The organism is Paenibacillus paeoniae (genome assembly GCF_003388735.1).
In the GTDB taxonomy this organism is placed as follows: Bacteria; Bacillota; Bacilli; order Paenibacillales; family Paenibacillaceae; genus Pristimantibacillus; species Pristimantibacillus paeoniae.
This window is the reverse complement of record NZ_QUBQ01000001.1, coordinates 874,322-885,697: the sequence shown is the minus strand read 5'-3', so window position 1 is coordinate 885,697 and position 11,376 is coordinate 874,322. Positions and strand designations below refer to the sequence as shown.

Below are 11,376 nucleotides of genomic sequence, written 5' to 3'. Positions count from 1 at the left end.
TTCCTATAGTGCTAGGGGAAAAATCTATGGTTCATAGAAATGATGAGATAATAGAGGGCTAGCCCCTGCATTAGAAGAAACGTGCGTATCAGCGTAAAAACAGGTATGAAATGGATGAATGCCGTCAATGCGATTGTCGCTTCGATTCTGCGCCATAGTGTTTCTAGTTGATCAAAACACATAAAATGTCGAGGGAAATCGCTAAAAATGTAACTTTTTTACCGCTCATTCGTTAATACTCTTAACTACTCTAATCATCAGGAGGCGATACAGCTTGAAGAAATGGCTAGTACTTGCATCACTCTTCGTCGTTGCAGTTGGCATCACCGTCTTCGGCTTCATTCTGCCGGCGTTGCCGTCCGAGCCGATACTTGCTCAAGGCAAAGGGATCAAGGTGACCGCAGAGCGGTTCATCGATACCAAGCAAAACTTCGCGCTGGCGCAATCGATGCTTGGTGGGGAGCAATCTGAACCTACCGATCAAGAACTATTGGAGCAATTGTTGATTTCAGAGCTCCTGCTCTCACAAGCCAAGAGCAAGGGACTTACCGCAACTGAGGAGGAAGTGAACGGCTTCATCGAGGAACAGCGAAAGATGCTGAGGGGCAGCGACCAGCATGAAATGATTGCGTTAATGGATGAGAGAATTCGCCTGTCTGGCATGGATGAAGATTCCTTCTGGCAAGATAAGACAACAAAAGACGCATACCGGGAAGCTATTATTAGCGGCAAATTGCCAAAACATCTGATAAATGAGGGAGAAATCACAGGTTGGGATGATTTCGCTTCTTATCAAAAGAAGTTGCTGCAAGCCAACATAAATAGCATAAAGGTAAATTGGGATGTCTTGGAGAATACAGAACGTTAAATTCAAGGATGGATGAGGGGATAACATGAGATTGGTATCGTTCATAATCATCATAGTATTTTTGTCTGGATGCACCTTTTTTGGTGGAAACAATCCAGCTAACCAATCTCCTTCGTCCTCTGTGTCATCCGATGCAGGCGATACCAACTCCGTACCTGGACCGTCGGTTAACTCATCTGATACCGCTATTCCCGCGACATTCAACGCGGATCAAGCGATTCATATCGGCCATAGCGATCATGGCACTATATATGAATCTTTCGGCCATCTCTATATCGTGGGCGCTGATCAACAAGCGGCTGAAATCGGCGATCCCGCTACGTTGAAGCGGGGAGCGAAGCTGTCGGATGACGGATCCGTACTTGTCTATCAATTTCTCAACATGGAGGTTATAGACAGTCCGCTGACGCTGGCTCTTCATGCAATCGATACGGGCAAGGTTACCGTATTGGATACACAACCCTACCTACCGACTTTAGGGGCATATTTCTGGGCAGGCGACCAAGTGCTTATCCAGGAAGCTGCTTTCTCGCCCGCTCCGAAGTTTGTCATGTACAGCGGGAGCACTGGCGAGAAAACTTGGAGAGGTCAAGTTTTCCAAAGTATAATGGAGTCAGGCAACAAAATAAGTTATCTGCTTAGATTTGATCCTCCTGAGGATCTTAGTTCGATTGTAAATTACGATAACATCGTTACGATCTCCTTGCTCACATCGGAAGGTGTGCTGCACACGTTGCTTGAACAATCGGTTTATGAGACACAATATCTGGATATTCGCTTGTCTGATGACCATTCGGCTATCGCTGTTTGGTCACATCAGGTTCCGAGCAACTCTTCCAATTTATTCATTGCGTCAGTTGACCCATCAAGCTGGAAGGTTGGCGAATGGCAGAGCTACGACACCGCTTCCAAGCAGGAAGGTTTCATCCGATTCTATACCGATCGCCAAATCGTGCTGCTAAGCAACGAACAGAGCTTCCGGCTTCCTCCGCCATTGGCTGAGCCCGCTTCATAAATTAAGCTTAAAAGAAATGGCGGTACAGGATATCCTGTACCGCCATTTCTGATTATGATTCGTATGCCGCCATCTTAAGCAATCTGTAGGGGATTGAACAAGCGTTTCTCAGCGATACTATCTACCGTGGAATACCGATCATCTACAAGTTAGTCAGTATGAAAGGTCCATCCATCCTCCGTAATCACAATCGTATGCTCATATTGAGCCGACAGGGAGCCGCTCACAGTTCGTGCGGTCCAACCGCCGAATCCATTTTCACACGCGGCAAGCCCGCAGTCAAAATCGGTTCGATCGTACATACGAATCCTTCGTTCAACCGGACGCCTTTGCCAACTGGTCCGTAATGGAGCCATTCGGGCGCTTCATGCATGTGCTGTCCGATGCCGTGTCCGGTGAAATCACGCACACCCTCCAATCAACGCTTTCTCGTAAGCTCCTTCAATTCAAACGGAAGTGCGCCCACATTGATCATGCGGGCCAAATCCTTTGCTTGATCGTAAGTAGACTGGGCGGTTATTAGTGCGGTGCCCTCTGTAATAGGGGCGTTGATGAGCAGCTGAGTCAACTCGAAATCCCCCATATTAATCGTAACGGATTGGCCCATTAGTCGTGTCGTCAACTCTTCGAACTTGGCCGCATCAGTGAAATCCGTGACTACCCCCGGGTTATTGTCAAAATCATATACGACACGTGCCTGATTGCGTGTAAAATCGTAACGATCCATTTCAATGACGCCTTTCGAGTTTCGCAAGTTCAGTGTAAACGACTTGTTAATAACCTCTTTTATTTCGTTTAATTCATCCCCATTACTTTCAGAGAGGCTCACTCGAATTCGATTATCCCCCGCAATGCTGATTTCGGGTTTTTCTTTACCCGCCTTAACGATAAGCTGCTCCATTACGATAGCTATGTCTAACAACGATTCTTTGTTAATCACACTATCGTCATCCTCAAGCGACCGAGCTTCGTACATGATTTCAAACGCTTCATCGGAGCCTGTCTGATTCTTATTTCCAAATCCAGGATTCGCGCAAGCGCTAACCCCCATCAACATCGTTATGATTGTTATATATACAGCTATTCTATTTAAGTGCATGCTTGTTATCCCCCGATGAATAATAAGTTGTATGTAGCGAAATACATGTTATTCCACTAGTCTACCATTTCTCCATCCACCTAGTAATTGTATTTTCAAATGCTCCACGACCTTGCATTCAATGAATGCACAGGAATATCATGATTTGCGGCAAGCGATAAATAAACCGACTTCCTTAGTAATATGTATCGCACCTTCCGTGCTGATCGTATCATTGAGCAACGCGGCTAATTTGGACAAGCGGCTGTCAGTCAAGTTCTCCCGGCCGCCGGGCGTCGTTCGAATGTATGCGATAAGCGGCTTGGCATCTATCACCCGCAATCCATCCGCATATCGCTGACAACGAATATCTGAAAAACCCGCTGCATCTAATTGATCCCCCCCATTCTCCAAACCAAACTCACATGCAAAATCCTGACGTCCCGTATCATAATTGGGATTAAACGCGCTTAGAAGTCCCTTCACTTCCTTCATATGATTCGTCCCCATCGTCGAAGCGAACAATATACCTCCAGGCTTCAGAACACGTCTGATTTCCTTTAGAGATTGATGGCGCTCACTCACATGATATAGCATATGATTGGCGAGCACAGCATCGAAGCTTGCATCTGGATAAGGGATCGAACGCGCATCAGCCGTAGCAAAGCAGAACCGGTCAGACGGCACACAATGCTCAAGCCGCTCCTTGGCATCATTCAGCATGCCATCCGACAAATCAGTTAGCGTAACCTCCCAGTTGGACGGTATCCGGGCTGCATTGCGCTCCCATAGTGTCCCGTCTCCACAGCCCAGCTCAAGGATCTTGCTTCCAGCGGGGATGTCTAGCCGATCGAACAGCCAATGATGCCACTTATATGGATTCGTGCTGAATTCATCATGCAGATGAATTCTCGTCTGAAGGTTGAACGCATTCTCATATTCTTGATTGACGACGCGGATGATAGAGGCGAACAGTTCCCATGCGGGACTGCTTTCACGACCCTCTTCCGGCGAATCCGGCCCTCCTTCCTCCCCGTCCTCCAAGCTTTCCAGCAGTGACAACGTTTCTTTCACCGTTTTTTGTACTAGACGAAGATGCTCCATTTTCTGACCGATAATGGTGCTCTGAACTCTTAAGGATTCCTTCAAATCTACTTCGTCTCCGTCCCGATGAACGATCCTGCTGATCTCATCAATGGTTAGACCAATGTATTTCAATGTCAAAATTCGTTGGAGTCGCGCCAAATCCGGCTTGGTATAATACCGATGTCCCGAATCAGTCCTGTGGCTGGGAGTCAACAGCCCTACCTTATCGTAAAAGCGTACCGTGCGTATCGTCACACCTGCCTTATCCGCAAATTGTCCTGCGGTCATCCAATCTCCTGTTCGCAACTGCATCATAAGCCCTCCATTGTCTAACTCTCTCACTATCCATCTAAAACCAGTATAGTAGATGACCATACGTCATCTACAAGCTTTTTAATAAATAAACCTCTCTACGAAATAGCAGAGAGGCCGTTATGGTTCGTTTATACGCCAAATGGTACGGGCAGCTCCGATAAGAAGCCAAAGTGGCGAGCAATGATTTGTACGATTCGTTTGGAAGCTTGTCCGTCTCCAAACGGATTGACCGTATGGGACATCGCATGATAGAACTCTTTATCCGTAAGCAGTCTGGTTGTGACTGCATGAATCGCCGACTCTTCCGTTCCCGCGAGAAAGACAGCATTAGCCGCAACCGCTTCCGGCCGCTCTGTTGTGTCGCGCATTAATACAAGCGGCTTGTGAAAGACAGGCGTTTCCTCCTGAAGACCTCCTGAATCACTCAGGACAAGATAAGAGCGCGATAATAAATGGATCATGTCCGGGTAGTCGATGGGATCAAGCAAATGAATGCGATCATGTCCCGATAGAATGCAATAAGCTGCCTCCCGAACCGTTGGACTTAAATGAACGGGATAGATGACAGATGTGTCTGGATGTTCGTCCGCTATACGCCGGATAGCACGGAACATTTGCAGCATTGGAGCGCCGTAGTGTTCTTTTCGATGAGCTGTCAGCGTTATGATTCTGCCTGGTTGATTAACAAGATGATTCAATCGGTCTTCGTTAAACACGTAATGTTCGCGGTTGGTCAATAAGGCTGCATCGACGGCGGTTTGACCTGTTATGTAAATATGCTGTTCCTTGTAGCCATCTCTAATCAGATTGTCTTGATTAATCGATGTTGGGGCAAACATAAAGTCGGTTACAACATCAATAATTCGTCTATTGATCTCCTCGGGCCAAGGCGAATATTTGTGATGTGAACGCAAGCCCGCTTCAACATGACCGACCGGTATTTTGTGGAAAAAAGCAACCAATCCCCCGCACAGAGCGGTTTGCGTATCCCCGTGTATGAGGATGAGGTCCGGCCGTTCCTCGGAGATAACTTCGTCCAACCCGGTAATTGCAGCAGAGGTGAGGTAGGCCAAGGATTGGCTTTCTTTCATAAGGTTCAGATCAATATCCGGTTGAATATCGAAATGAGCAAGCGCTTGATGGAGCTGCTCCCGATGTTGCCCTGTCAGAATAACCTTCGTATCGAACCATTCCGAATGCTTCTTCAGCTCCTGCACGACCGGACACATTTTTGTTGCTTCTGGCCGAGTTCCGAAAATAACCATTATTTTTTTGCGATTCGCATTCAATTTGAAAACCTCCATTTTCTCTTAGACATTAGGCATAAGCCTATGCTTCAGCGCTGTATTAAAATCAGCGTAAGCGGTGACGTTACGTCACATGCAAGTCGAAAATAAAAGTTCTTAACAAAAAAAGCTTCAACCCACCGAAGTGAACGTTGAAGCACTCTCTTGTATCAAATCGGCTGCATGATCCGCACCAATCTTCCCATTCTCTCCAGCGCTTTCTCCAGATCGACAAGCGAGGTGGCATAGGAGCAGCGTATATAGCCCTCTCCGCCTGATCCGAATACATGACCCGGTACAACGGCTACTCTCGCTTCCTCCATTAGCCGAAGCGCAAATTGCTCAGAAGACAGGCCCGTAGAAGCAACTGAAGGAAAAGCATAGAAGGCTCCCTCAGGCTCATGACAGGAAAGTCCAATGGCATTCAACCCGGCTACAAACAGTTTGCGGCGTTCATTGTAGCTTGCCTTCATCTCCTCTTTGGCATCCAAGCCATAGCGCAACGACTCAAGCCCGGCAATCTGTGCAAGAGTAGGCGCACACATGGCCGTGTACTGGTGGATTTTCAGCATGCCCGCAATTAACTCACGCGGACCGCATGCATAACCTAACCGCCAGCCTGTCATTGCGAACGCTTTGGAAAAACCGCTTATAACAATTGTACGCTCCTTCATGCCCGGCAAGGAGGCGATACTGACATGCTTTGTCCCGTAAGTCAGCTCCGCGTACACCTCATCCGAAATAACAACTAGATCGTGTTTTATAATAAGTTGTACAATCGGCATCCAATCCTGCTCTGTCATGACCGTTCCAGTCGGATTGCATGGATAATTGATCATTAAAGCCTTCGAACGAGGCGTAATGGCCGCTTGCAGCGCCTGTGAAGTCAGCTTGAACTGCTGCTTTGCCGAAGCCGCCACTTCTACGATCTTTCCACCATGCAGGTGGGTAATCGGTTCGTAAGCAATATAGCTTGGCGCTGGAACCAGCACTTCATCACCGGGATTAATAACGGTTCGCAGTGCCAGATCTACAGCCTCACTACTCCCTACCGTTACGATTATTTCCTGCTCGGGATCATAATCCAGCTCGAAACTGAAAGACAGATAAGCCGAAAGCTCCTCCCGCAGCTCTATCAATCCGGCATTGGAGGTATATTTCGTCTGTCCGTCACGCAAGGCTTGAATGCAAGCTTCACGCACCTTCTCCGGGGTAACGAAATCAGGTTCTCCAACCCCAAGGAAAATAGTATCTTTGCTAGCAGCTTTCATATCAAAAAAAGCACGTATGCCCGAGGGTTGAATCTCCCGTACACGCGAGGATAAAAAATGGCCCGATCCCCCTTCACTAAACATGTTGAACCATCCCCCATTCTTGTCTTCGCTCATGGAGAGAGCTGTCGATAATACGATCCAGCAGGTGAGAGAAAGAGATTCCCGCTGCAGCCGCACTCTTCGGAAGCAGACTATTCGCAGTCATGCCCGGCAAGGTGTTCACTTCCAGCACGTATGGGATATCCTCGCATACGATCATATCAACTCTTGCATAGACTTTGCATTGCAACAGACGATAGCTGGTCAGGGCAGCCTCGCGCACACGCTGCTCTACCAGGGGTGGAAGCTGAATCACCTTCTCCTCAGCGCCGCCGACCTCATATTTTGCCCTATAGTCGAACCACTCCGAATGGGCGGAGCGAATACCGATAATCGGCAATACCTCTCCATCGATAATCGAGCAGGTTATTTCCGTTCCTTGGAGATAAGGTTCGATCAAGATCGCCTGATCCAGGCCGCATGCCTCCTGAGCAGCAGCCAGAAGTTCCTTCTCACTATGAACAAGCTGAATACCGATGCTGGAGCCGCCCGTATTCGGCTTCACAATAACCGGATAACCCAGCTGTTCTACCGCCTGCGGATTATAATCATTCATTCCATGCCAGCAAAGCCCTGTAGGCGTATGCACGCCCGCCGCCTTCAACAACATCTTGGACAGCTCTTTATTCATACACAAGCTGCTCGCCAGGATACCGCTTCCGGTGTACGGAATGCCCATCGTATCCAGCGCGCCTTGCACCGTACCGTCCTCGCCATATTGGCCATGCAGCGCCAAAAGCCCCAAATCTATGCCGGTCTGCAGAACCTGAGTAATTAAATCCGCTCGCTGATCGATCACAATTGGCACCACTTCATAACGACTGCGATCCAAATGATGGATCATTTCTTGACCTGTGTGCAGAGAAACTTCACGTTCAGAAGAAATACCGCCCATAATAACACCTATCTTCATGTTGACACCTCATTTTCTAAAGGTCGTTATGCGCTGTTCATCATTATGTCCGCAGAAAACTTCGTGCCTGCTCTCCGATGATTCTAATTCCCCGCTTAATATTTTCATCCGCAACTCGTGAAAAACCAAGCCGCAAAGTATTTGTTCCTTCGCCTTCATGAATAAAGAATCGGTCTCCCGGGGTAAAGATAACCCCTTGCGCGTTGCATGCATCTAACAACTGGCGTGTATTTACGCCGGTCGGGAAGGTGAGAAACAAATGCAGACCCCCGTCGCCAGACAGCTCCGCCTGGGGTAAATAAGCTTCACAGCATGCTTTGGTCAGCTCATACTTTCGCTTATACTCGGCACGCGCTTTTCTGACATACTTATCGAAATTTCCGTTGAGCAAATATTGATATAAAATCGATTGATCGATTGTAGAGGTATGAATACTTCTGGCACGCTTAATGCTTTCCAGATAGCCGATCAGTTCCCGATCCGCCAACACCCAGCCAACCCGCAAGCCAGGGAACAGCACTTTGGAGAAGCTCCCGATATAGATGACTCCATTCCCTTGCCCTGCTGTAGCTATTAAGGGCGCAATATGAGCGCCCGAGTAACGCAACTCCTCGTTGAATCCATCCTCAATCACCGGAATCCCATAACGCGTCATTAGCTTCATAACGGCGCTTCGCTTTGCCGGAGACATGACAATGCCAGTCGGATTGTGATAAGAAGGCGTCAAATAAGCCAGATCAAACGTGCGGCTCTTCTGTTGCAAAACCCTCTCAAGTTCTTCAACATCAATACCGTCGCGCTCCATCGGAATGCCGGTAATCTGATAGCCTTGCAGATGCAAATTTTTGATCGCGGTATGATGAGTCGGATTTTCACAAATGGCCGCACCACGTCGCGAAGCAGGACGCAATGCCGACAGCACAATGTCAAAGCCTTCCGTAAATCCGCTTGTGATGAGCATATCTTTGCCGCTTATATCGACACCCTTATTTTCCATATAACGCATCAAGTAGTCGATCAGCGGCTTGTAGCCCTTGGCATAGCCGTAATTGAGAAGAACCTGTCCCTCAATGGCCATTCGATCCAAAAAGGCACGTCTGACATCCCCCAGATCGAACAAATGCTCATCTGGCGCGATGCTAGTAAACGAGATCGTTTCTTTGGGAGCGCGAATGCCCGGCTTCATAATATCCAGCTCAACAGCCGACACCGCATAATCGTTCATTCTAGCTCTCCAGTCGAACTGCCAGCCCGCGGAATCTTCAGCTTCTGCGCTATCCTCGGCCAGATAACCTGCCAAAGCGGATACATAGCTGCCTTTGCCGGGAACGGCATACGCAAATCCGCCTTCCTCCAAGCCTTCATAGGCTGCAATTACCGTGTTGCGGCTCACTTTTAGCAGACCGCTCATTTCTCGTGTAGAGGGCAGCTTCTGATCTCCCTGAAGCGCCCCTTTTATAATTAAACGTTGGATATATTCTTTCACTTGGATCACGACCGGTCGGTCGTCAACGAGCTTGAAATCCTGGAACATCGTTCATCGCCCCCATTTACATGATGGCATAGTCGCGTCACGAAAAAAAGAACCACCCCCTTGGATTTTTCATCCTTGGGTGGTTCCTATGCATCTATGATACTTCTGCATCACTATTTACCCTTATAACAGAAAGTGAGGTTAACCAGATTAAGCTGGCTAACCTCACAATACGAAACCATTTTACAGAGAAACACTAATTGAAAATAGTGCCCACCTCCGCCTCCTCTTACTCTTCTACTTCCTTAGCTTTTGCCGCAATAACCACTTCATTCACAGCACTTTCCATTTCATCCATTACGTCGTCCACTGATTTTGTGCCCATAATGAGCTCAGCCAATAAGGGGCCTGCCCCTTGATAGGCTATCCACTCGTACTTGCTTGGTCTATCTAATTCAGGAAGATCCATCTGAAACAGTGCTTTTACATTTTTGTTGTGGAGTTCCGATATATTTTTCCCAAAATCATCATTATGAGGAAATTCGTTGAGTACACTTCCTCCTCCATTTTCCACCAAGAACTTTTGCAGTTCAACCGTTACCAGATATTTAACAATTTCAAACGCGCTCTCTTTATTTTCACTTTCACTGTTGATGTGAACAGAAACTGCCCTCGTTCCAGATCCCATATTGGAACTGGCATCAACTCGGGGGAAGGTCACCAAATCGATATCTTGATTGTTGGCGGCTCCCTGTACGATTGGATCTCCCAGAACACCAGCATACATTGCCGTTGTCCCGTGTTTCAAAAAGCCATCTGGGAAACTCAAAAAACTCCTCGTCGGTCTATTCCCATTCTTTTCATAAACTTCATCAATCTTTTGTAACACCTCCAGTAATTCAGAAGATGATTTGAATTGATCGGTTTGCGGATCCAAATACGTGACGTTGTATTGATCTAATAGCATTTGTACTCCATTGCCACTTACAAGGTCTAGACCTACATATTTCGATCCGTTAGGAAAATCAGAGAACCGACTTGCAAGTAGGATCACCTCGTCCCAAGTCATTCCATCTGTCGGATAGGGAATATCGAAAGCATCGAAAGGGGCTTTATTATAATATAACGCGGTTAAAATCCTTTGGACAGGCAACGCATACAACTCGCCGTTCTCACCGGAGTTTCTTTCCAATAGAGCCGGGGCAAATTGGGTTAAATCCACATTCTCCTTGCTTATAAAAGGACTTAAGTCCGTATTGAATTTATCCCGCAAATGGGGCGGGATGGTCGCGGAATCTGTATCAAGAATAATATCTGGTAATTTCTTTTCTTCGTACAATGATTCGATTTCATTATAAAGAAGGAACTCATAGGTTATTTCATAATTTGGAAAGGTGTTGTTAATTATCGTTTGAAATTCTTCCATAGTCCCCCCAACAGCACCAATCGACAATTTTATATTTTCTTTCTGTACGGGACCCACTTTGGAGCACCCCGCTATAATCAATACAATTAATGTGCACATTACGAAAATTTTTTTCAATAGATTACCTCCTGTATACATTTTTAGTTTTAAAAAGAGGGCTTAGGTGTTACGAATTCAGAACTAGATTTCCAAGTAAAATTATACATTAATATATATTTTTTTGGTAGAATCACTTAAAAATAAGTAGGCATGATGGCATGGTCGCGTCGCAAAAAAAGAACCACCCTGTTGGATTTTTCATCCCTGGTGGTTCCTCGTTTTTTAACTACTATTGAATCGCAACCAATTTGAATGCATATAACTTTGTTAGTTTATTGAAGTAAATGAGTATCTTAAATCATCATTATTTTTAAAAAATAGGGATTTGAAAAGATACGCCTAAAAGTTAGTAGACCATGTGAGCAACTTCGGATTGATTAGTCCGTAACTTGATATGGAAAGTTTGGAACAACTATATAATAACGAATATGTCCAGTAGTATG

9 protein-coding genes and 1 pseudogene are annotated in these 11,376 nt (G+C 46.6%); 2 read left to right on the top strand and 8 right to left on the bottom strand.

The features are described from left to right. Positions 1–274 precede the first annotated feature (274 nt). Positions 275–868: a SurA N-terminal domain-containing protein gene (locus DX130_RS03875; RefSeq protein WP_165861146.1), complete on the top strand. Its 594-nt coding sequence runs from the start codon at positions 275–277 to the stop codon at positions 866–868. A 25-nt stretch (positions 869–893) separates the two neighbouring features. Next, a complete protein-coding gene (locus DX130_RS03870) occupies positions 894–1,883 on the top strand; it encodes a hypothetical protein (protein WP_116042979.1) in 990 nt (329 codons plus the stop codon). 149 nt (positions 1,884–2,032) lie between these two features. On the opposite strand, the pseudogene DX130_RS03865 reads toward DX130_RS03870, so the two are convergent. The 8 genes and pseudogenes from DX130_RS03865 to DX130_RS03830 all read right to left on the bottom strand — a co-directional run. Next, positions 2,033–2,289 (bottom strand): annotated as a pseudogene (locus DX130_RS03865) (M24 family metallopeptidase); the annotation flags it as partial. Positions 2,290–2,301: 12 nt separating this feature from the next. Beyond that, the gene (locus DX130_RS03860) at positions 2,302–2,982 is read right to left on the bottom strand and encodes a SecDF P1 head subdomain-containing protein (protein ID WP_116042977.1); all 681 of its coding nucleotides are present in this window, start codon (positions 2,980–2,982) and stop codon (positions 2,302–2,304) included. 138 nt (positions 2,983–3,120) lie between these two features. After that, on the bottom strand, positions 3,121–4,362 hold the full coding sequence (locus DX130_RS03855; protein WP_165861145.1) for a MerR family transcriptional regulator: 1,242 nt from the start codon (positions 4,360–4,362) through the stop codon (positions 3,121–3,123). Positions 4,363–4,490: 128 nt separating this feature from the next. Continuing rightward, positions 4,491–5,651: a non-hydrolyzing UDP-N-acetylglucosamine 2-epimerase gene (gene wecB, locus DX130_RS03850; protein WP_116042974.1), complete on the bottom strand. Its 1,161-nt coding sequence runs from the start codon at positions 5,649–5,651 to the stop codon at positions 4,491–4,493. 167 nt (positions 5,652–5,818) lie between these two features. Further along, positions 5,819–7,003 (bottom strand): aminotransferase class I/II-fold pyridoxal phosphate-dependent enzyme, encoded by a 1,185-nt coding sequence (locus tag DX130_RS03845; RefSeq protein ID WP_116042973.1) that lies wholly within the window; start codon positions 7,001–7,003, stop codon positions 5,819–5,821. Then, the gene (locus DX130_RS03840; RefSeq protein WP_116042971.1) at positions 6,996–7,934 is read right to left on the bottom strand and encodes a D-alanine--D-alanine ligase; all 939 of its coding nucleotides are present in this window, start codon (positions 7,932–7,934) and stop codon (positions 6,996–6,998) included. The genes DX130_RS03845 and DX130_RS03840 overlap by 8 nt, the downstream gene beginning before the upstream one ends. Before the next feature lie 43 nt (positions 7,935–7,977). Continuing rightward, positions 7,978–9,468 (bottom strand): aminotransferase-like domain-containing protein, encoded by a 1,491-nt coding sequence (locus DX130_RS03835; RefSeq protein ID WP_116042970.1) that lies wholly within the window; start codon positions 9,466–9,468, stop codon positions 7,978–7,980. Between the two features lie 229 nt (positions 9,469–9,697). Beyond that, positions 9,698–10,951 (bottom strand): ABC transporter substrate-binding protein, encoded by a 1,254-nt coding sequence (locus DX130_RS03830; RefSeq protein ID WP_165861144.1) that lies wholly within the window; start codon positions 10,949–10,951, stop codon positions 9,698–9,700. Positions 10,952–11,376: the final 425 nt, after the last annotated feature.